We start from the raw sequence: 22,520 nt of genomic DNA, 5'->3' as shown, positions 1-22,520 counted from the left end.
CTCAATCCATTTGCAGGATCACTTTGCAGCAGGTGCGTGGGTCTTGTTCAAATAGCGTCATGGCGCGCTCGATCTGCGCCAGCGGGAAATAGTGGGTGACCAGTTTCTCCGGCTTGATCAGCCCCTGTTCCAGCCACGCAATCACCTGCGGGAAGCGGTTGCTGTTCAGGCGCGAGGTAAACAGCGACAGCTCTTTGCTGGTCAACGCCTGCTGCGTCAGGCTGCACGGCTCAGCAGAAAACCCGAGCAGGCCGATGCGCGCCGCCGGCGAGGCCAGCGCAGCCGCTTCAGCGAGGATCGCCGGATGGCAGGCGGCGTCGATAATCAGCGTCGGCTGAACGCCTTCCAGCTGCGCCGCCAGCGGGATCTCGCTGTTGTTGAACAGGCGATCGGCACCGTTTTGCTGCGCCAGCGCCAGCCGCTCCGGCAGGCGGTCGACCACCAGCACCTGCTGTACGCCGTACACGCCTTTCAGCACCTGAATGGCGGTCAGCCCCATCGGACCGGCACCGTAAATCAGCGCCACATCCTGTGGCTGCGGTTTGAGGAACGCCGTGATATTCGCGGCAATGGTGAAGGGCTCAACCAGGCTGGCGAGTTGGTCGGGAATGCTCGCCGGCAGGCGATGGGCATTTTGGGCTGGCGCCACCGCATACTCGCTGAAGCCGCCGTCGCGGTGGACGCCAATCACCTGCAACGACTGACAGACATTAGGACGGCCAACGGAGCAGGGATAGCAGTGGCCACAGCTCACCACCGGATCGACCGCCACGCGCTCGCCCAGCCGGCTGGCATCAACGTCCTGTCCGACCGCGTCAATCACGCCAAAGAACTCATGGCCGATCACGCGCGGATAGCGGGCAAATGGATTGTGACCGTGCCAGATGTGCACGTCAGAGCCACAGATGCTGGCAAATTTCACTTTTACCCGTACTTCATCAGCGGCGGGCTGTGGCAGCGCGCGCTCGGCCAGCAGCAGTTTACCCGGTTGTTCAATCACCACACTTTTCATCATTTACTCCTGGCTGGTGGCCTGAAGGCGCGGCGCACCAGCAATAACGCGACAGTAATGATGAAAAAATACGCGTAATAATACTACCATACAAGTTGCTGTTGCAGAGTTGTGAACGCAATCACAGAGCGGATGGGGTAGTTGCAAAGAGAAGTTTCAGAATGGCGTTGCGGTGCGCATCACTGCGCACCCTGTAAGGTCATTAGCCAGTTTGCAGGCTCGCCATTTATGGCAACCGGGAAAAACGCAGCAAAATGACAGGCCTGCTGCGATCGACGGCACGTTCGCCGCGCAACATTACGGCTGCCGTAACGTTACCGCGCTGAGCGTGCGCCACAATAGCTCTTTATCCTGCGATGACACGTTGCGCTGCTGAATGTCGCGCATAAATTCGGCCTTCTGTGGTGCCTGCAGCGTCGCGCCCTGTTTCAACTGCGCGGCAAGCTGCGTCAGAATCGCGTCGCTGTAATGACCAATGCTTTTGCGCACCTCATCCAGCGGACGCGGCTGCCAGTGCGGCTCCGGCGTCGCCAGCCAGTCGGCGCGATAGCGATACTGCACCGCTTTCGCCACGTCCATCTGTGCCTGAATAAACGGCTGCACCGTGGCATCGTCCAGACCCAGCTCACGCGCTTCCGCCAGGGCTTTGTCCAGCACCTTGCGCTCCTGACCCAAATCTTCAATCGGCTGATGATGCTGCGCTTTATAACCCGCCACATCCTTCATGTAAGACAAACGCGTGTTAATAAGCTGGCCCGGCGAAGGACTGCTGAGTTCTGCCGCGGCGGCGGAACAGCTGCAAATCAGCAGCGCTAACGTGGCCGATCGTAACTGCATTTCCATACTGATGCTCCCAATGTTCAACCCAGGCGCTGGATCTGCGCGAGGCTCAGGCTAAGACAAAATAATGACATGACAAAGTACAGGGTGAAAAATTATCTTGTTTTTTAATCTACCAACTAGTAGGTTTGTTTTCCAGCGCCTTTTGCCGCAATGTTATTGCGCTTCAGGTTGAATGATTTCTGGCACAGGGCTGCCGCTGAGGCAGCGCTTATCATCAAAAGGAACACTCCATGACGGTCTTATCACATTACAAACGCCTTTCACTGCTGATTGCCGGTTCACTGCTGGCCGGCGCCACGCTGTCGCCGGCGATGGCGGCAGAGATGGCAGGGCAAAAAGTGCAGGTACGTGGCGTTGTTGAATCGGTAAACGGGCAGCAGCTCACTATCAAGTCACGCGAAGGATCGGAGGTCAGCGTGGCCATGAAGCCAGGCGCGATGGTGTCTGCGGTGGCGAAGGCCAGCATCAGCGACATTAAAAAGGGCGATTACGTGGGCATAGCCTCACTGCCGAAAGCGGGCGGCGGAGATGGCGCGCTCGAAGTGCTGATTTTCCCGGCGCAGCTGAAAGGCGCAGGCGAGGGCAACTTCAGCTGGGATCTGAAGCCGGGCAGCTCAATGACCAACGCCACAGTCGCCAATAGCGTCACCTCGGTGGACAACAGCGAAGTGACGGTGAGCTATCACGGCCATCAGAAAAAAATTGCTATTCCGGCCGGTACGCCGGTGGTGACGCTGGCGGCGGCCACCCCGGATGACCTGAAACCCGGCACCACGGTGTTTGTTCCGGCCGAGAAGGGTGCCGACGGTAAGCTCACCGCAGGCAATATCATTGTCGGCAAAAACGGCGTAGTGCCGCCGATGTAATCCGGCTCCAGCCAGGCCTCGCCTGGCTGGTAAGGGGCTTGATGATGCAACAGCCTTCACCTTCCCGCAGTAAAACGCTAATCCGTCGTCATTCGCTGCTGGTGCGCGTGACGCACTGGGTCAACGCCCTGTGTTTTGCCGTACTGCTGATGAGCGGACTGCAAATCTTTAATGCGCATCCGCGTCTGTATGTTGGCCTGTATGGCGCGGACCATGAGCAGCCGGTGTTTGAAATCGGCAATCGTCAGCAGCAGGGATTTGTCCGGCTCGGCTCGCTGCAACTGAATACCACCGGCGTGCTCGGTGTCTCGAAGCTGGAGGGTACGCTGACGGCGCGCGCGTTCCCCGGCTGGCTGACGCTGCCGTCGTGGCAGGATTTGGGAGCCGGTCGCCACTGGCACTTCTTTTTTGCCTGGCTGCTGCTGTTCAACGGCGTGATTTATCTGCTGCACGGTTTCTGGCACCGGCACTTTCGCCGCGATCTGTTGCCCGACCGTCAGCAGCTGGGCGCGCGTCATTTGTGGCAGGAGATTTGCGACCACGCCCGGCTGCGCTTCGCCCGCGGTGAAGCGGCGCGGCGCTATAACGCGTTGCAGAAACTCAGCTATCTGCTGGTGATCTTCATACTGTTGCCGCTGATGCTGCTCAGTGGATTAACCCTGTCGCCAGCGCTGGATGCGGCGCTGCCGTTTTTACCCGATCTGTTTGGCGGCCGTCCGACGGCGCGCACGGTGCACTTTATCACCGCCACGCTGCTGGTGCTGTTTGTGCTGGTGCATGTGGTGATGGTGCTGGTGTCAGGCGTGTTCAATAACCTGCGTTCGATGATCACCGGCCGTTACGCGATCGACAAAGAGGATACCCCATCATGAAAATCGAGCTGTCGCGTCGCCGCCTGCTGCTGGGCGCGCTGTCCGGCGCCGGCGCGGCGCTGCTGAGCGGTTGCGATCAACTGACGCAAAATGACACGGTCAGCGGCTGGCTCAATCAGACCGAGCGGCTGACGCGTGCCAGCCAGCGCCTGCTGGGCGGCCAGCGGCTGGCACCGGAGTTCAGCGAGGCCGATATTTCGCCGCTGTTCCGCGCCAACGGCACGCAAATGCCTGACTCCGACGAATATGCGCGTTTGCTGGCGAACGGGTTTGCCGACTGGCGGCTGCGCGTCACCGGGCTGGTGCAACAGCCGCTGAGTTTATCGCTCAGCGATCTGCAGCGGTTCCCCAGTCGCACACAGATTACCCGGCACGACTGCGTGGAGGGCTGGAGCGCGATTGGCAAATGGCAGGGCGTACCGCTCGGACTGGTGCTGGATGCGGCGCGCCTGCGGCAAGGTGCCCGCTACGTAGTGTTCCTGTGTGCCGACGAGCTGGAGCAGACGCTGGACGGCAGCGGGCGCTACTACGAAAGTATCGATCTGCAGGATGCGTGGCATCCGCAAACGCTGCTGGCCTACCGTATGAACGATCAGCCGCTGCCGGTCGCGCACGGTGCGCCGCTGCGTCTCCGGGTCGAGCGCCAGCTCGGTTACAAGCACGCCAAGTATCTGATGGAAATCAAAGTGGTGGATTCGTTTGCCCAGCTGTGGGGCGGACGCGGCGGCTACTGGGAAGATCGCGGTTACGAGTGGTATGGCGGTATCTGAACGTCAGAACGCAGAAAAGCAAAAAGCCTGCTCTAAAAGCAGGCTTTTCTAAATCTGGCTCCTCTGACTGGACTCGAACCAGTGACATACGGATTAACAGTCCGCCGTTCTACCGACTGAACTACAGAGGAATCGTTTGGAACGGGGCGCATATTATCGGGCAGGCTGTGGCTTGTCAAAGCTCTTTTTCACAATTTTTTCTGACTGCTGAATAAAGCGTCAATTGCCCGACGCGGGCCCGCGCGATGGCGCGAATTAGCGCCAGCACTGTGCCTGATTGTGAGAGATGTCACCAATGCTATGCAAAATTACATTCTGATTTGTCGCTTCTGTCAGATACCTCGCATGTATGATCACAGATATTTCATTTCGCCGTTGTCGCCGCCCAAAACGAAACATATATTCCGTGAAACTCATCCCCGTGAACCGCAGGTGCAGCATGAACAAAGTCAGAATCGGTATGATTGGCAGTGGATATATTGGGCGTTGTCACGCGATTGCCTATGCGCAGGCACCCACGGTGTTCGCCCTGAAGGGCGAGATTGTGCGCGAGATGCTGGCAGAGGTGAATCCGGCGCTGGCGGCGCAGCAGGCGGCGACGTTTGGCTTTGCCCGTTCGACGGGCGACTGGCGCGAGCTGGTGCGCGATCCGCACATCGACGTAGTCGATATCTGCGCGCCCAATTTCCTGCACAAAGAGATGGCGCTGGAGGCGATTCGCCACGGCAAGCACGTTTACTCCGAAAAGCCGCTGTCGCTCTCGGTGGCCGATGCCGAAGAGATGGTGCAGGCGGCAGAGCAGGCGGGGGTGAAAACCCTGGTGGGCTTCAACTACATGAAAAACCCCACCAGCCAGCTGGCGCGGGAGATTATTGCGCGCGGTGAGATCGGCGAAGTGGTGCACTTTTACGGCACCCATAACGAAGATTATCTGGCGCGCGCGGAGACGCCGCTCGACTGGCACTGCCAGAAAGCGCTGGCCGGTCTCGGCGCGCTTGGCGATCTGGCGGCGCATATCGTCAACATGGCGCACTATCTGGTCGGTGATATTGATGAGGTGAGCGGTGACATGATGACGGTGATCAAACAGCGACCGGATCCGAAGGCGCCGTCACGTCTGCTGCCGGTGGAAAATGAAGATCAGGCCAGCGCGCTGCTGCGCTTTAAAAATGGCGCGCACGGCGTGATTGAAACCTCGCGTATCGCCTGCGGCAGCAAGATGGGGCTGACTTATGTGGTGACCGGCACCAAAGGCACGCTGCGCTACACGCAGGAGCGCATGGCTGAGCTGGAACTGTATCTGCACGACGATCCGGCCGGTCGCCAGGGCTTTAAAACCATTCTCACCGGTCCGGCGCACCCCGATTACGCCAGCTTCTGCGTCTCGGCCGGTCACGGCATCGGTTTTAACGATCAGAAAACGGTCGAGATTCGCGATCTGATCAACGGCATCGCCGCCGGCGATCGCATGTGGCCGGATTTTGCCGAAGGGCTGCAGGTGCAGAAGGTGCTGGAAGCGGTGGCGATTTCCGCCGTGGAGCGCCGCTGGATGAAGGTGTGATGCAGAGCGTCAGCCGCAGACGCACGTAACCGGTCGCCATGAATGGCGACCCTACACGGTGCGTGCAGGGATGACGAGCCTCACAGGGTGCGCATTTATGCGCACCGGGATAATGCAGGAATTTTCCAATGATTACGCCAGCAACGCACACTGCGGCGGCAGGCGGCAGCTTAGCGCGCCGGGCTGCACCTCAATCACAAACTCGCTGCCGGACAGCGGCTCGCCGTCGAGGTTAAAGGTCATCTCATGCGGTGAACGGATGGTCAGTGACGTCAGCTGTGCCGCGACAATGTTCGGGTTTTCATCGTCGCGCGTCAGCGAGTGCAGCAGCGTTGGCAGCAGCTCCTGGGCGGTTACGATGCTGAGATTGAGCTGTCCGTCGTTGATCAGCGCTTCCGGACATAACCGCTGTCCGCCACCGGCCTGACGGCCATTGCCAATGCCAATCACCAGCGCGTCACCCTGCCAGTGAAAGCCCGGTCCGCTGATTTCGCAGCTGTCCGGCTTCAGGGCATCAACGCGCATCAGGCCATGAATAAAATAGGAGACGCCGCCCAGCGCCGATTTCAGTTTCTCCGGCGTTTCCGTAGTGATGCGCGTGCCAAAACCGCCGGTCGCCATGTTGATGAAGTAACGGTCGCCGTTCACCCGCGCCAGATCGATGGCCGTGGCTTTGCCCAGTACCGCCAGCCGCAGTGCCGCTTCCATTTCTGCCGGGATACCGGCGCTGGTAGCAAAATCGTTGGCGGTGCCAAGCGGTAAAATCCCCAGCACCGGCCGCTGCGCTGGCGGCAGGGCGGCCAGCGCGGTGGCAATCTCATTGATGGTGCCATCGCCGCCGCCAGCCACCACGGTTTCCGCCTGCAGCTGCAGCGCTTCCTGCACGTAGCGGTCACCGTCGCCTTTTTCCCAGGTCACGCGCACCGCCAGGTTAAAGCCTTCGTCGCGCAGGGTATTCACGGCGGCACGCAATTCTTCATTGCCTGCGCCTTTTCCATTCAGAATCAGCAAAGTGAGGGGTTTATTTTGCATTATCGCTTCCCTGATGAGTAAGACAGAGCTGTGGTTATAGCATAGCTGCGGCGGGAACTTTATCGGCGAACGATGAAAAAAAGAAAACCCGCACGGGGGAGCCGGGCGGGTGAATGAGGTGGTTCCTGGTACTACCTGCTGTTTGTTGTTACTCGTTAGCAGCAGGCGCGATTCTAAAGCGCGGCGAAGCGGCGGTCTGTGATCCTGTTCTAACTTCGCCGTTTTCTTTTCATTTAGTGCGATTTTTACCGTGCGGATCGTAAGTGCTGTTACCGTCGGTAAAATTGCGCAGCAGCAGCGCATAGGCCAGATCGACCCCCTCCGGCACGCTGATCCAGACGCGATGACCATCTCCCGGCGCCACCTCAACCGCGGCACCCTTGTCATTCTGCATCGCCTGCAGCGTGCAGTTGAGATTGCCGTCCGGCGTCATGATCTCCACGCTATCGCCCAGCATGAATTTGTTCTTCACCGCCACCTGCGCCCACGTACCGCGCCGTTCACCGGTAAATTCACCCACAAACTGCTGACGCTCCGAAATGGAAAAACCCTGCTCGTAGTTTTGATAGCTGTCATGGGTGTGGCGACGCAAAAAACCTTCGGTATAGCCGCGGTGCGCCAGCCCTTCCAGCGTCTCCAGCAGTGCCGGATCGAAAGGTTTGCCGGCGGCCGCATCGTCGATTGCGCGGCGGTACACCTGCGCGGTGCGCGCGCAGTAGTAGAACGATTTGGTGCGGCCCTCAATTTTCAGCGAATGCACGCCCATCTGGCTCAGGCGTTCGACGTGCGCCACCGCGCGCAGATCTTTCGAGTTCATGATGTAAGTGCCGTGCTCATCTTCGAACGCGCTCATCACCTCGCCTGGCTTCATCTTCTCTTCCAGCAGGAATACCCGATCGGTAGGCTGACCGACGCCGAGCGTCGCGGGCTGCACTGCAACCGGCTGATGGAAGCCAACAATGTTGCCGACCTCATCCTGCTGGCCTTCGGCCACGTTATATTCCCAGCGGCAGGCGTTGGTACAGGTGCCCTGATTAGGATCGCGCTTATTCAGATAGCCAGAGAGCAGGCAGCGGCCGGAGTAGGCCATGCACAGCGCGCCGTGGACAAAGATTTCGATCTCCATCTCCGGCACCTGCTGGCGAATTTCGGCGATCTCCTCCAGCGACAGCTCGCGCGACAGAATCACGCGCGTCAGCCCCATCTGCTGCCAGAACTTCACCGTGGCCCAGTTCACCGCGTTAGCCTGCACCGACAGGTGAATCGGCATCTGCGGGAAGGCTTCGCGCACCAGCATGATCAGGCCGGGATCGGACATGATCAGCGCATCCGGCTGCATCTCGATAACCGGCGTCAGATCGCGGATAAAGGTTTTCAGCTTGGCGTTGTGCGGGGCAATGTTTACTACCACGTAAAACTTCTTGCCGAGCGCGTGCGCTTCGCTGATGCCTTTAGCGAGGTTTTCATGGGTGAATTCGTTATTGCGCACGCGCAGGCTGTAGCGCGGCTGGCCGGCATACACCGCGTCGGCGCCGTAGGCAAAGGCGTAACGCATATTTTTCAGCGTGCCTGCCGGCGAAAGCAGTTCGGGTTTAAGCATGGGAAGTTCTCACTGATGTCAGGTCAGCATGCCATCACGGATGGCACGTGCAGCGGCCGCGTCAGGCGGCCCTGCAAAAGGTGGGGAATTGTAGGCAGGGCGACTCCCGATGTAAATTGACCTGGATCAATCTAAGCGGTTACAGCAGGCGGCCCACATCCGCTTCCCAGCGATATCCCATGCCGTACACGGCGCGAATAAACGGCTGTTCGGCATCAAGGTTCTCCAGCTTGCGCCGCAGGTTCTTGATGTGGCTGTCGATGGTGCGATCGGTGACCACGCGATAGTCGTCATACAGATGGTTCAGCAGTTGCTCGCGCGAGAACACTTTGCCCGGCTCCAGCGCCAGGGTTTTCAGCAGGCGGAACTCGGCGGGCGTCAGCTCCAGCGGCTGTTCGCGCCAGCTGGCCTGGAAACGTCCTTCATCGATCAGCAGATGCGAGGCCAGCTGCGCCTCTTCTGGCGAACGTTTCACCCGGCGCAGAATGGTTTTCACCCGCGCCACCACTTCACGCGGGCTGAAGGGTTTGCAGATATAGTCGTCAGCGCCAATCTCCAGCCCAAGCAGGCGATCGATCTCTTCCGTGCGTGCGGTCACCATGATAATCGGCAGCTCGGAGAAGCGGCGGATTTCCCGACACAGCGTCAGGCCGTCACGGCCCGGCAGCATCAAATCCAGCAGCATCAGGTCTGGCGGCGTTTGTTGCACATAACTCAGTACCGCGTTGCCATCGGCGAGGTGATGCGTGCGGTAGTTTGACGCCTGCAGATAATCAATCATCAGCTGCGCCAGTTTGGGTTCGTCTTCCACAACAAGAATCAGGGGATCGCTATTTTCCGTGCTCATAAAGGGTGTCTAGTGAGGAACATACGGCAAGTTTAGCGTGATTTTCAGCCCACCTAAATCAGAGTCAGCCGCATTAATGCTGCCGTCATGCGCCTCAACAATATTCTTGCAGATCGCCAGACCGAGCCCGGAGCCGCCGCTGGCGCGATTGCGCGAGCTTTCGGCGCGGAAGAAGCGCTCAAACAGCTGTGCCTGCTGCTGGCGCTCGACGCCCGGTGCGCTGTCGACAAACTGCAGCTGCCACTGCTCGCCGCTGAGCTGCATACTGAGCTGCACCGTGCCGCCGGCATCGGTGTAGCGCAGGCTGTTTTCCAGCAGGTTAGTAAACAGCTGCATCAGCCGGTCCGGATCGCCAAAGCTGCTGGCCTGCGCCGGCAGCATCAGGCTGAGCATCAACCCCCGGCTGCGATAGCGTTCGCCAAAACTGCCCGCCACCACCTCCAGCAGACTGACCAGATCCACCGGCTGTTTGCGGTAGGCGAGGGCGCCCGCGTCGGAGAGCGACAGCTGGTGCAGGTCTTCCACCAGCTGGGTCAGCAGCGCGACTTCGCTCTGCAGCGAACTGATGGCGTCGGGCGTCAGCTTGCGCACGCCATCCTGCATCGCCTCCAGTTCACCGCGCAAAATCGCCAGCGGCGTACGCAGCTCATGGGAAATATCGGCCATAAAGGCGCGCCGGTTGCTCTCATTTTTCTCCAGCGAGCGCGCCAGCTGGTTGAAGTCGCGCGCCAGCTGACCAATTTCGTCGCTGCTGCCAACCTCCACCCGGGTGGTAAATTTGCCCGCCGCCAGCTGATGGGTGCCGTCCACCAGCCGTTTCACCGGCGCCAGCAGGCCGCGCGCCAGCAGCCAGGTGACCAGCGCGGCCAGCAGCGTGGTGAGGCCGACAATCAGCCAGCTGGTCTGACGCTGCTGATGGTCAAAGTTGATATCGGTGCTGCGCGTCAGCCGCTCGGCGGGCGAGGCAATCACCCAGCCAACAACCTTGCCGTTACTGGTGGTGATATTGCGGCGCGAACCTTCCGGCGGCACCGGCGAGCGCGGGCCGGACAATATTTTGTACTGCTGATCGATAATCCAGAACTGGGTGCGCCAGCCGTGCGGCGGCAGCTGCGTGCCGCTGCCGGGATTCTGTTCCAGCGAGCGCAGAATGGTGAAAATCAGCCGGTCGTTGTTACGCAAAAAATCCCAGCTACCGTGCTGTTCGTATTGATCGGCCAGCGCATCGCTCAGCAGCGTCAGGCGCTGCTCGTTGCCCTTTTTGATGTAATCGACAAAGCCATGCTCAAAGCTGAGGCGCACGCCCCAGTGCATGGTGATGATCACCAGCATGCAGGTGGAAAAAATCGCCATAAACAGTTTGGCGCTGATGCCGAGTTTTACCGGCTGCTTCATCCTTTTCTCCTGCCTCTCAGGTCCACGTTTTTACTCACATCGGCGGGTACGCGCCAGAACACCAGCGCCGGCAGCGCAATCACCAGCGCCATGCACAAATAGGTGTACATAAAGGTTTGATGGGTCGCGGCGCTGTCGCTCACCGCGCCATGGCCGAAAGCGCCGAGCAGCAGACCAGCCACGGTGACGCCGATACTCATCGACAGCTGCATGATCATCGACAGCAGGCTATTGCCGCTCGAGGCCAGCTCGTCCGGCAGTTCTTTCAGCGTCAGGGTATTCATGGACGAAAAGCGGATGGCATTGACCATGCCCTGCAACAGCAGCACCACGGGCAGCAGCCAGATCCAGCCGAGCAGCGCCACCACGGGAAACAGCAGCACCACCAGTGCCAGCGCCAGCGTGCCGCCCACCAGCGCGTTACGATAGCCAAACAGATTTACGATGCGCACCACCACGCGTTTGATGCCCATGTTGCCCAGCACCATCGGGATCATCATCAGCCCGGCGTGGAACGGGCTAAAGCCGAGGCCCACCTGCAGAAAAATCGGCGTCATAAACGGCAGCATGCCGCTGCCAATGCGGCCGGTGAAGCTGCCGAGCAGGCCGATGGCGTAAATACGGTTATCAAACAGCTTCAGGCTAAACAGCGCGTTATCGTTGTTGCGACCGTGCATCAGGTAGAACAGCAGGGAAAACACCCCCAGCAGAATCAGCAGGCACAGCAGCAGCGGTGAGCCGCCGGCGCTGCGCTGGCCGTCGAGCGCCAGCGTCAGCGTAGCCATGCCCACCGCCAGCAGCACAAAACCGAGGAAGTCAAAGCGTCGCGTCTGCATGGTGTAGTTCGGCATCAGCAGCAGCGTGGCGATGGCACCGATAATGCCGACCGGAATGTTGATCAGGAAGATCCAGTGCCAGCTGGCATACTCCACCAGAATGCCGCCCAGCGCCGGGCCGAGCAGCGGGCCAATCTGGCCGGGCAGGGTGACAAAGGTCATGGCCGACATGTACTGCTCACGCGGCACGATCTTCATCACCGTCAGCCGGCCGACCGGCACCATCATCGCGCCGCCAATGCCCTGGACCACGCGCGCCATCACCAGCTGGTCGAGTGAGGTGGCGAAGGCACACAGCAGCGAACCGAGGCTGAACAGGACGATGGCGCAGAAGAAGATGTTGCGCACGCCAAAGCGGTCCGCCAGCCAGCCGCTGAGCGGTAGCGTAACCGCCACGGTGAGCACGTAGGAGACAATCACCGAGTGCATATGCAGCGGGCTGACGTTGAGATCGTGGGCCATCGCCGGAATCGCGGTGTTCACAATCGTGGTATCCAGCGTCTGCATAAAAAAGCCGAAGGCCACAATCCACAGTTGCCAGCGGACGGTGGCGGTTTGTGCGTTCATGGTCATCCCGTGTTAACAGTTTCATCAGCCGCAGGTCGCGTAGCGGCGCGATTTATCGCGCGTTGAATTGCGCCGCTACGCTTAGTGCAGGTATGGCGTTATGGCTCCGTTATCAACCGCGGCTGCTTTTTCCGACGGCGCAGTTTATCCATCATCAGGTACACCACCGGTGTGGTGTACAGCGTCAGCAGCTGGCTCATCACCAGCCCACCGGCAATGGTGATGCCCAGCGGCTGGCGCAGCTCCGCGCCGTCCCCGCTGGTCAGCACCAGCGGCAGCGCACCAAACAGCGCCGCCAGCGTGGTCATCAGAATCGGGCGGAAACGCAGCTGGCACGCCTGGAAAATGGCGTCGCGCGCCGACAGATTGCCGTTGCGCTCCGCCTCCAGCGCGAAATCCACCATCATGATGGCGTTCTTTTTCACAATGCCGATCAGCAGCAGGATGCCGATCAGCGCGATCAGGCTGAACGGCGTATTAAATAGCTGCAGCGCCAGCAGCGCGCCGACGCCCGCCGAGGGCAGGGTAGAGAGAATCGTCAGGGGATGCACGTAGCTCTCATACAGAATGCCGAGCACGATATACACCGCGGCAATCGCCGCCAGCATCAGCCACAGCTGGTTCGACTGCGAATCCTGAAATACCTGCGCGGTGCCGGCGAAGCTGCCGCGCACGCTGGACGGCACGCCAATCGCCGTGATGGTGCGGTCAATGGCCTCTGACGCCTGCGACAGCGAGACCCCTTCCGGCAGGTTAAACGAGATGGTCGAGGCCGCCGACAGCCCCTGATGGTTGACCGACAGCGGCGCGTTGGCCGGCTGCCATTTGGCAAACCAGCTCAGCGGAATCGCTTTGCCGTCACTGTTGATCACGAACATCTGATCCAGCGCGCTGACATCCTGGGTATAGCGCGGATCCACCTCCATCACCACTTTGTACTGATTCAGCGGCTGGTAGATGGTGGAGATTTGCCGCTGACCGAAGGCGTTATTCAGCAGCGCATTGGCCGCCGACACGTCGATGCCGAGGCGCGCCATGCTTTCGCGATCGTAAGTCAGCGCCATTTCGCTGCCGTTGTCCTGCTGATCCGAGTTCACATCGGCCAGCTCTGGCAGCGCGGCAAACGCCTGGCGGATTTTCGGCTCCCACTCACGTAAATCGGCGAGGTTATCCGACAGCAGGCTGTACTGATAGCTGGCGTTCGATTCGCGTCCGCCGACGCGAATATCCTGCACCGCATTGAGGTAGAGGTTGGCACCCGGTTCTTTCGCCAGCTTCACACGCAGGCGGGCGATCACTTCCTGCGCGCTTTCGCTGCGTTCTGACAGCGGCTTGAGTGACACAAACATCGAGCCGCTGTTGGTGCGCGAGCCGCCGGTGAAGCCGGTGACGTTATCGACCGCCGGGTCAGCCTTGATGATATTCATGAAATCCTGCAGCTTGCCGCGCATCGCCTGAAACGAAATGCTCTGATCGGCGGAGATAAAGCCGTTGAGACGGCCGGTGTCCTGCTCGGGCATAAAGGTTTTCGGGATGGTGATAAACAGCCAGATGGTCAGCCCGACGGTGCCGAGCAACAGCAACAGCACCCAGATCGCGTGGTTCAGCACCCAGCCCAGCGAGCGCGCATAGCCCTGCTGCACTGCCAGCAGCACGCGGCCAAAACCGCGCGTGCGCGGCTGGCTGCGCTTCGCCTGCGGTTTCAGCAGATACGCGCACATCATCGGCGTCAGGGTGATGGAGATAAACAGCGAGATGAGAATCGCCACCGACAGCGTGATGGCAAACTCCGAGAAGAAGCGACCAATAATACCGCCAATCATCAGCAGCGGCAGGAACACCGCAATCAGCGACAGGCTCATCGACAGCACGGTAAAGCCCACCTCGCGCACCCCGGTGAGTGCCGCCTGCAGCGGCTTCATGCCGGCTTCGACGTGGCGCGCGATGTTCTCCAGCACCACGATGGCGTCATCCACTACAAAGCCGGTGGCGATGGTCAGCGCCATCAGCGACAGGTTATTCAGGCTGAAGCCGCACAGGTACATGGCGGCGAAGGTACCAATCAGCGACACCGGTACCGCCGCCGCCGGAATCAGCGTGGCGCGGCCGTCGCGCAGGAAGAAAAACACTACCAGAATCACCAGCGCCACGGCGATCACCAGCGACTGCTCCACTTCATGCAGCGAGGCGCGGATAGTGGGCGAGCGGTCCTGGGCGATTTGCAGGTCGATAGCCGCCGGGATCACCTCATGCAGCTCCGGCATTTCCGCCCGGATGCGGTCGACGGTATCAATAATGTTGGCGTCCGGCGACTTGCGCACCACCAGCAGCACCGCCGGTTTACCGTTGGTCATCCCGGCGTTGCGCACGTCCTGCACCGAATCCTGCACGTTCGCCACATCGCTCAGCCGCACCGCCGCGCCGTTGTTGTAATGCACCACCAGCGGCTGGTAGACGCTGGCGGTTTGCAGCTCATCGTTGGTCCGTACCTGCCAGCGCTGCTGGGTATCGTCGATGGCACCCTGCGGACGGCGCTGGTTGGCGTTGCTGATGGCGGTGCGCACTGCATCCAGCGACACGCCCTGATTAAACAACGCCTGCGGATTGAGGTCGACGCGCACCGCCGGCAGCGAACTGCCGCCCACCGTGACATCACCGACGCCATCAATCTGCGACAGCTTCTGCGCCAGTTGCGTCGATGCGTAATCATACAGCTGACCGGGATTATAAATGTCCGAGGTCATGGTGAGGATCATGATCGGCGCATCAGACGGGTTGGCTTTGCGGTAGGTTGGGCGATTGGGCATACCGGTCGGCAGCAGGCTCTGGGCGGCATTGATCGTCGCCTGCACGTCGCGCGCCGCGCCGTTGATGTCGCGGTCGAAATCAAACACCAGAATGATGCGCGTGCTGCCCAGCGAGCTGGTGGAGGTCATTTCACTGACGCCGGCAATGCGCCCCAGCGAGCGCTCAAGCGGCGTGGCGACCGAGGCCGCCATGGTTTCCGGCGACGCGCCGGGCAGCGAGGCCGAAATCAGAATCACCGGGAAATCCAGCTGCGGCAGCGGCGCCACCGGCAGCAGACGGAAGCCAAGAATGCCCGCCAGCGCAATCGCCAGCGTCAGCAGCGTGGTGGCAACCGGCCGATGGATAAACAGGGCGAAAAACTTCACGACTGCGCCTCCGTGCCTTTCAGACGCCGGCGCGTGGCGTGGGCAAGGCGATCAAACAGCAGATAGATCACCGGGGTGGTAAACAGCGTCAGCACCTGGCTCAATACCAGGCCACCGACCATGGCGATGCCGAGCGGACGACGCAGCTCCGCGCCGACACCGGTACTAAGCATCAGCGGCAGCGCGCCAAGCAGCGCCGCCAGCGTGGTCATCAGAATCGGCCGGAAGCGCAGCAGACAGGCCTGATAGATCGCCTCACGCGGCGCCATGCCCTGTTCACGCTCGGCGGCCAGCGCGAAGTCGATCATCATGATGGCGTTCTTCTTCACGATACCGATCAGCAAAATGATGCCGATGATGGCGATGATATCCAGCTCGTTGCCGCTCAGCATCAGCGCCAGCAGCGCACCAACGCCGGCGGTGGGCAGCGTCGACAGAATGGTAATCGGGTGGATGAAGCTCTCATACAGCACGCCGAGCACGATATACATCGCCACTACCGCCGCGACGATCAGCCAGATGGTGCTGGTCAGCGCCGCTTCAAACGCCAGCGTGCTGCCCTGAAACTGCGTCATCATCTCTGCCGGCATGCCGACCTGATCTTCCGCCGTGGTGATCGCCTGCAGCGCATCGCCGAGCGAGTAGCCGTGCGCCACGTCAAACGAGAAGGTGGCCGACGGGAACTGGTCGAGATGATTAATGCTCAGCGCAGCGTGGCGCTCTTCGACTTGCGCGATGGCGCTGAGCGGCACGCTGCCGCCGTCGCTGCTGTTCAAGCGAATCGCGTCGAGGCTGGCGAGACCGGGGGTTTGCGTGTTGTCCTGCTCCAGCACCACGCGATACTGATTGGCCTGGGTGTAAATCGTTGAGATCAGGCGCTGACCAAAGGCGTTGTACAGCGCATTATCAATGTCGGCCATGCTGATGCCGAGCCGGCTGGCGCTGTCGCGATCGACGCGTACAAAGGCTTCCAGCCCCTGATCCTGCCAGTCGCTGCTGACATTGCGCAGCTGTGGCAAGGTGTTGAGCTGTGCCAGCAGTTTCGGCACCCAGCTGCCCAGCGACTCCAGCGAACCCGACTGCAGGGTAAACTGGTATGGCGTGCGGCTCGCCTGGGTATCAATGGTCAGATCCTGTACCGGCTGCAGCCACAGCGACACGCCGGGCAGGCGATCGATCGCCTGCTGCAGCCGCTGCTGCACTGCCGGAATACGATCGTCACGCTGGTCCAGCGGTTTCAGGTTGATTTGCAGCCGCGCGCTGTTGAGCGCCGCGTTGGTGCCATCCACGCCGACGAACGAGGTCAGGCTCTGCACCGCCGGATCTTTCATAATGATCGACGCCACGTCGCGGGTGCGCTGCGCCATGCTGGCGTAAGAAACCAACTGCGGCGCCTGCAGCGTGCCCTGAATGATGCCGTTGTCCTGCTGCGGGAAGAAGCCCTTCGGAATCACCACCCACAGCAGCACCGTCAGTAGCAGTGTGCCAAGCGCCACCGACAGCGTCAGCCAGGGATGGCGCAGCACGCGCGTCAGCCAGCGGCCATAGCCGGCAATCACCTTATCGAACATCGCCTCGCTGGCGCGGGAGAAACGGTTCTGCCTGCGCAGCGATTCGGCGCTCAGCATGCGCGCGCACATCATCGGCGTCAGCGTCAGCGAGACCACCGCCGAGATCAGAATCGCCACCGCCAGCGTCACGGCGAACTCGCGGAACAAACGGCCAATCACGTCGCCCATAAACAGCAGCGGAATCAGCACCGCGATCAGCGAGAAGGTGAGGGAGATGATGGTGAAACCAATCTCACCGGCACCTTTCAGCGCGGCGGTCATCGGCTTTTCGCCTTTTTCGATGTAGCGCGAGATGTTCTCGATTACCACGATGGCGTCATCGACCACAAAGCCGGTGGCGATGGTCAGCGCCATCAGCGTCAGGTTATTGATCGAAAAGCCAAGGAAATACATGGCGGCGAAGGTGCCGACCAGCGACAGCGGCACCGCGACCGCCGGAATAATGGTGGCCGGGACGTTGCGCAGAAACAGATAGATGATCATCACCACCAGCCCGATGGCCAGCATCAGCTCATGCTGGGTATCCGCTACCGAGGCGCGAATGTTGGTGGTGCGATCGGTGAGCAGTTTGACGTCAACCGACTTCGGCAGCGTGGCGGTCAGCGACGGCAGCAGCGCGCGGATGCTGTCAGCGGTAGCGATAATATTGGCGCCCGGCTGGCGCTGCACGTTCAGCACAATCGCCGGCTGACGGTTGGCCCAGGCGCCCAGCCAGCTGTTTTCTGCGCCCTGTTCAACCGTGGCGACGTCGCCCAGCCGCACCGGCGCGCCGTTGCTGTAGCTGACGATCAGCTTGCGGTAATCCTCCGCGGAGGTCATCTGGTCATTGGCTGACAGCGTGATGGAGCGCGTTGGGCCATCAAGACTGCCTTTCGCCGAATTGACGTTGGCGTTGCTGATGGCGGTGCGCACCGTCTCGCTGGTAAGGCCGAGGGCCGCCAGCGCCTGAGCGTTCATCTTCACCCGCACTGCCGGGCGCTGGCCGCCGGAGAGCGTGACCAGACCGACGCCGGAGACCTGGGAAATCTTCTGCGCCACCCGCGTCTCCACCATGTCCTGCACCTGCGTCAGCGGCATGCTGGTGGTGGTAACGGCCAGCGTCATGATTGGCGGATCGGCCGGATTCACTTTGCTGTACACCGGCGGATTTGGCAGATCGTTAGGCAGCAGGTTAGTGGCAGAGTTGATCGCCGCCTGCACTTCCTGTTCGGCAACGTCGAGCGCCAGCGTCAGCTGGAACTGCAGCGTAATCACCGAGGCACCGCCGGAGCTTTGCGACGCCATTTGCTTCAGGCCGGACATCTGCCCGAACTGACGCTCCAGCGGCGCGGTAATCGACGAGGTCACCACATCCGGGCTGGCGCCGGGATAGAGCGTGACGACCTGAATGGTCGGGTAATCGACTTCCGGCAGCGCGGAAACTGGCAGGAAGCGATAGCCCAGCACGCCGGCCAGCAAAATTGCGATCATCAGCAGCGTGGTGGCCACCGGGCGCAGAATAAACTGGCGTGACGGGCCGCCGCTGGCGTCGGGAGGCATCACCTGCATTATTGACGTTCTCCGCGAGCCGGTTGCGCCGCGCGCGTGCTGTGCGTGGCGGTACTCTGTGCGGCGACAATTTCCACCGTGGCGCCTTCGGTCAGGCGGTCGAGACCGTCGGTGACCACGCGCTGACCGGCCTGCAGCCCGGCATCAATCACCACTTTCTGGCTATCCTGCAGCCCGGCGGTGACGCGTTTCTTACTCACTTTGTTATCGCTGTTCACCACCCAGACAAAGTGGCCGTCGTTGCTCATCTGCAGCGCGGCGGTCGGAATCACCACTGCGTTTTGCAGCGTATCCACCTTCAGCCGGGCATTAACAAACTGATTGGGAAACAGGGCGTCGTCCTGATTGCTGAAGCGCGCCTTGAGTTTAATGGTGCCGGTGGTGACGTCGATCTGGTTATCAATGCTCAGCAGCGCACCCGTGGTCAGCAGGGTTTTATTGCTGCGATCCCAGGCTTCAACCGGCAGCGGCTGACCGCTTTTCTGGGCTTTCAGGATCTGGCTGATGTTGTTCTCGGCAACGCTGAACACCACGTCAATCGGGTGCGTCTGGGTGATCACCACCAGACCATTGGTATCGCCGGCGGTAATGTAGTTGCCGACATCCACCTGCTTCAGCCCGACGCGTCCGGCAATCGGCGCGGTGATGCGGCTGTAGGTCAGATTGAGCTGCGCGCTGGCCACATTGCCTTCGTCGGCTTTGATGGTGCCGAGGGTTTCACTGACCAGCGAGCGCTGGGTATCCAGCTCCTGCTGCGACACCAGCGAAGTTTTCGCCAGTTTTTCGTAACGGCTGAGGTCGCGGCGCGCGTTAGCCAGCGTCGCCTGATCTTTGGCCAGCTGGCCCTGTGCCTGGGTGAGCGCTACCTGCCATGGGCGGGGATCGATTTCTGCCAGCAGCGCGCCGGCCTCCACCTGCTGACCTTCCGTGAAGTGCAGCGCCATCAGCTGGCCATCGACCCGGCTGCGCACCGTAACGGTGTTGGCCGCGGTGACGGTGCCAAGTCCGCTAAGGTAATAGGGCACGCTTTCGGTGGTCGCCGTTGCGGCCTGCACCGGTGCCAGCGGACGGCGTCCACCGCCGTTGTTGCCACCGCGTCCGTGATGCGGCTGGCCATCAGCCTGGGTAGCCTGTGCAGGCTCGGCCGGATGCTGCCACCAGTAGTAAGCGCCTGCCAGCGCAGCCAGCACCACCACGCTAATCAGGCTCGTTTTTAATCGTTTATTCATTGCTCTGTGTGCTCTCCGGCGGTTTCGTTTTCCCCACATGCGCGCGCAAACGAACCGCGGCGCAAACGAAATGATTGTAGTCGCCCGGGTCGGGCAAAAATTGAAGGAATTAAGAATATCGCCCCGGGCACGCTAAGTATTCATATTCAGTAAATATTTTGGCAGCAATACGCATAAGCGTGACTTTTTCCTTTGCTAAGCTGAATGACAGACCAGTCTCGTTTCACTAAGGAGGATCACATGCGTCAACACAAAACCCGTCAGCTGGGCGACAGCGGTATCAGCGTGCCGCTGCTGACGTTTGGCGGCAACGTTTTTGGCTGGACGGTCGATGAAAAAACCTCGTTTTCACTGCTCGACGCGCTGGTGGAAAAGGGGCTGTTCTTCATTGATACCGCAGACGTTTACTCACGCTGGGCGCCGGGCAACGCCGGCGGTGAATCGGAAACCATCATCGGTAAGTGGCTGAAAAAAAGCGGTAAGCGCGACAGTATCGTGCTCGCCACCAAGGTAGGCATGGAGCTGACGCCGGAGAAAACCGGGCTAAAACCGGCCTATATCCGCCAGGCCGTGGAAGATTCGCTGCGCCGCCTGCAGACGGATGTCATCGATCTCTATCAGGCGCACCGTGATGATGACAGCACGCCGCTGGTGGAGACGCTGAAAGCCTTCGACTCGCTGATCAAAGAGGGCAAAGTGCGGGCAATCGGTGCGTCCAACTACAGCGCGCAGCGCCTGCAGGAAGCGCTGGACATCAGTAAGCAGGAGGGACTGGCGCGCTATGAAACCCTGCAGCCCGAGTACAACCTGTACGATCGCCAGGAGTATGAAAGCGGACTGGAGCAGGTGGCGGTGAAAAACGGTCTCGGCGTGATTAACTACTACTCGCTGGCCAGCGGTTTCCTGAGCGGGAAATACAAAAAGTCGGAAGACGCCAGTAAAAGCGCGCGCGGCCAGGGCATTGTAGAAAAATACCTCAACGATCGCGGTAAGCGCATCATTGAAGCGCTGGAAGATGTCGCGGCCTCGCACGACGCCTCTGCTACCCAGGTGGCGCTGGCGTGGCAGATTGCGCGACCGAGCATCACGGCACCGATTGTCAGTGCCACCTCGCTGCAGCAGCTGGATGAGCTGGTGAAAGCCACTGAGCTGGAGCTCAGCAAGCAGGAGATTGAAGAGCTGGCCAGCGCCAGCAAGCCGTAACGCGAAGCGGGACGCTGCGGCGTCCCGTCACGTAATAATTTTTTCGCCACGCAAAAAATGCCTTTTTCCTCCAGAAGATATCCATTCATCGATCGCTGTCACAATTGCGTTAAGTCACTGTCACCTTTGCACTCACTGCGCACAGATTTGCAAAAATTGACATAACCTCAGCATTATTCTCTGCCCGTTCCTCTCCGGAAATTCACAGAAGAATAATCATCATGAACAGAAAAAAAGCAGTGCAGCATATGCCTCGCCTGGCAGCGGGCACCCTGATGTTTGCTATGTTGAGTGCGTCGGCGGTGGCAGCCGATGCGTTCAGCTACGATTCCCCCTATATGTTTGGCGACTGGGGCGGTAACCGAACGCAGCTGGAAAACGACGGCGTGAAGTTCGACGTTAACTACACCATGGAGAGTGCCTCGAACCTGGGCGGCGGTGCCGATACCAACACCTCGATGCGCTACAGCGATCAGTGGGCGTTTGGCCTGAATCTTGACCTGCAAAAACTGCTCGACTGGCAGGATGCGCAGTTCCAGATGACCATTACCGACCGTAACGGTCGCAACATCTCCGATCAGGTGGCAGACCGCCGTACCGGCATGCTGTCATCGGTGCAGGAAGTGTACGGACGTGGCCAGACCTGGCGTCTGACGCAGTTCTGGCTCAGCAAAGGGCTGTTTGATAACACTGTCAACCTGAAAGCCGGTCGCGTCACCGTCGGGGAAGATTTCGACAACTTCGACAGCAAGTTCCAGAACCTTGCATTCGGCAGCGGCCAGGCGGGTAACTGGCGCGGCGACCGCTGGTTTAACTGGCCGGTTTCCCAGTGGGGCGGCCGCGTGAAGGTTAACTTCACGCCGGAAGTGTTCTTCCAGGTGGGCTTCTACAACCAGAACAGTGCCAACTACGATCGCGGTGACGGTTTCCGTCTGGATACCAGCAACTCCGAAGGCAACCTGGTGCCGGTGGAACTGGGCTGGAAGCCGACCTTCGGGCCGGCCAACCTGCCGGGTAACTACCGCATTGGTTACTACTACTCGTCGGCCAACGGCGATAACTACGGCAGCTGGCGCGATGGCGCTTATCAGAGCAAGGATCACGCCTACGGCGGCTACGTGCTGTTACAGCAGCAGCTGACCGCGCAGGGCGGCGATGCCAGCCGGGGTCTGGGCGTGACGGTGCAGGCGGTGATGAACGATCACAAAACCTCGAAAACCGACAACTATCAGTCCATCAGCTTTACCTGGAAAGGGCCGTTTGATGCGCGTCCGCAGGATGAGATTGGCGTCGGCGCGGCGCGTATTCACGTCAACAGCGCGTATACCCGTTCGCTGCGTCAGCAGAATGATGCCAACGGCGAAACTGATTTCGACAGCCCAACCTATCTGCCGATTCAGGATGGTTCCGAGTACAACTACGAGGTTTATTACAATGCGCAGCTGACCAAATGGCTGCAGCTGCGTCCAAACCTGCAATACGTGGTGGCACCGGGTGCGGTGAGCGAAGTGAAAGATGCGTTTGTGGGTGGGATCAGTGCGAACGTGAATTTCTAATCTGGCAGAATGTGTGACTTTTTCCTCTCCCTTTGGGAG

General features: G+C 60.3%; 16 protein-coding genes and 1 tRNA gene. 6 read left to right on the top strand and 11 right to left on the bottom strand.

All coding sequences use genetic code 11. From position 1 onward, the window contains the following. Position 1 precedes the first annotated feature (1 nt). Positions 2 to 1,012, bottom strand: coding sequence for a Zn-dependent oxidoreductase (locus F3I21_RS08070; RefSeq protein ID WP_150058798.1), 1,011 nt, complete (start codon positions 1,010 to 1,012; stop codon positions 2 to 4). Positions 1,013 to 1,309: 297 nt separating this feature from the next. Beyond that, entirely contained in the window at positions 1,310 to 1,855 is a 546-nt protein-coding gene (locus tag F3I21_RS08065; protein WP_058757275.1) for a chorismate mutase, read from the bottom strand. Between the two features lie 230 nt (positions 1,856 to 2,085). Between F3I21_RS08065 and F3I21_RS08060 the strand changes: the two genes are divergently transcribed. The 3 genes from F3I21_RS08060 to F3I21_RS08050 are packed head-to-tail and all read left to right on the top strand — an operon-like array spanning position 2,086 to position 4,363. Further along, on the top strand, positions 2,086 to 2,721 hold the full coding sequence (locus F3I21_RS08060; RefSeq protein ID WP_104093096.1) for a hypothetical protein: 636 nt from the start codon (positions 2,086 to 2,088) through the stop codon (positions 2,719 to 2,721). 41 nt (positions 2,722 to 2,762) lie between these two features. Then, complete coding sequence (locus F3I21_RS08055) at positions 2,763 to 3,593, top strand: cytochrome b/b6 domain-containing protein (protein ID WP_150058663.1); 831 nt, start codon at positions 2,763 to 2,765, stop codon at positions 3,591 to 3,593. Continuing rightward, the gene (locus F3I21_RS08050; RefSeq protein WP_150058662.1) at positions 3,590 to 4,363 is read left to right on the top strand and encodes a molybdopterin-binding protein; all 774 of its coding nucleotides are present in this window, start codon (positions 3,590 to 3,592) and stop codon (positions 4,361 to 4,363) included. Before F3I21_RS08055 ends, F3I21_RS08050 begins: the two co-directional genes overlap by 4 nt. Before the next feature lie 55 nt (positions 4,364 to 4,418). On the opposite strand, the gene F3I21_RS08045 is transcribed toward F3I21_RS08050, so the two are convergent. Next, positions 4,419 to 4,494 (bottom strand) — tRNA-Asn (locus F3I21_RS08045). Between the two features lie 308 nt (positions 4,495 to 4,802). Here F3I21_RS08045 and F3I21_RS08040 point away from each other — a divergent pair. Next, positions 4,803 to 5,924: a Gfo/Idh/MocA family protein gene (locus F3I21_RS08040; protein WP_058757279.1), complete on the top strand. Its 1,122-nt coding sequence runs from the start codon at positions 4,803 to 4,805 to the stop codon at positions 5,922 to 5,924. 132 nt (positions 5,925 to 6,056) lie between these two features. Here the strand turns inward: F3I21_RS08040 and yegS are convergent, their stop codons facing one another. The 8 genes from yegS to F3I21_RS08000 form a co-directional block, all read right to left on the bottom strand. Further along, positions 6,057 to 6,956 (bottom strand): lipid kinase YegS, encoded by a 900-nt coding sequence (gene yegS / locus F3I21_RS08035; RefSeq protein ID WP_058757280.1) that lies wholly within the window; start codon positions 6,954 to 6,956, stop codon positions 6,057 to 6,059. A 229-nt stretch (positions 6,957 to 7,185) separates the two neighbouring features. Then, a complete protein-coding gene (yegQ, locus tag F3I21_RS08030; RefSeq protein ID WP_021509309.1) occupies positions 7,186 to 8,556 on the bottom strand; it encodes a tRNA 5-hydroxyuridine modification protein YegQ in 1,371 nt (456 codons plus the stop codon). 139 nt (positions 8,557 to 8,695) lie between these two features. Continuing rightward, positions 8,696 to 9,403, bottom strand: coding sequence for a two-component system response regulator BaeR (gene baeR, locus F3I21_RS08025; protein ID WP_031280058.1), 708 nt, complete (start codon positions 9,401 to 9,403; stop codon positions 8,696 to 8,698). 9 nt (positions 9,404 to 9,412) lie between these two features. Beyond that, positions 9,413 to 10,798: a two-component system sensor histidine kinase BaeS gene (gene baeS / locus F3I21_RS08020; protein ID WP_150058661.1), complete on the bottom strand. Its 1,386-nt coding sequence runs from the start codon at positions 10,796 to 10,798 to the stop codon at positions 9,413 to 9,415. Beyond that, the gene (gene mdtD / locus F3I21_RS08015) at positions 10,795 to 12,201 is read right to left on the bottom strand and encodes a multidrug transporter subunit MdtD (protein ID WP_031280060.1); all 1,407 of its coding nucleotides are present in this window, start codon (positions 12,199 to 12,201) and stop codon (positions 10,795 to 10,797) included. Before mdtD ends, baeS begins: the two co-directional genes overlap by 4 nt. Before the next feature lie 98 nt (positions 12,202 to 12,299). Further along, positions 12,300 to 15,374, bottom strand: coding sequence for a multidrug efflux RND transporter permease subunit MdtC (gene mdtC, locus F3I21_RS08010; RefSeq protein WP_150058660.1), 3,075 nt, complete (start codon positions 15,372 to 15,374; stop codon positions 12,300 to 12,302). Beyond that, the gene (locus F3I21_RS08005; protein ID WP_150058659.1) at positions 15,371 to 18,493 is read right to left on the bottom strand and encodes an MdtB/MuxB family multidrug efflux RND transporter permease subunit; all 3,123 of its coding nucleotides are present in this window, start codon (positions 18,491 to 18,493) and stop codon (positions 15,371 to 15,373) included. Before F3I21_RS08005 ends, mdtC begins: the two co-directional genes overlap by 4 nt. Further along, a complete protein-coding gene (locus F3I21_RS08000; protein ID WP_058757285.1) occupies positions 18,493 to 19,722 on the bottom strand; it encodes an MdtA/MuxA family multidrug efflux RND transporter periplasmic adaptor subunit in 1,230 nt (409 codons plus the stop codon). The genes F3I21_RS08005 and F3I21_RS08000 overlap by 1 nt, the downstream gene beginning before the upstream one ends. Before the next feature lie 240 nt (positions 19,723 to 19,962). On the opposite strand from F3I21_RS08000, the gene F3I21_RS07995 reads away from it, so the two are divergent. Beyond that, complete coding sequence (locus F3I21_RS07995; protein ID WP_058780349.1) at positions 19,963 to 20,925, top strand: aldo/keto reductase; 963 nt, start codon at positions 19,963 to 19,965, stop codon at positions 20,923 to 20,925. Positions 20,926 to 21,146: 221 nt separating this feature from the next. Further along, a complete protein-coding gene (locus F3I21_RS07990; protein ID WP_021509317.1) occupies positions 21,147 to 22,481 on the top strand; it encodes a carbohydrate porin in 1,335 nt (444 codons plus the stop codon). The last annotated feature ends 39 nt before the right edge of the window (positions 22,482 to 22,520 follow it).

It is taken from the genome of Pantoea sp. B_9 (assembly GCF_008632015.1).
Classification (GTDB): Bacteria; Pseudomonadota; Gammaproteobacteria; order Enterobacterales; family Enterobacteriaceae; genus Pantoea; species Pantoea dispersa.
This window is presented reverse-complemented; position numbering and strand designations above follow the sequence as displayed.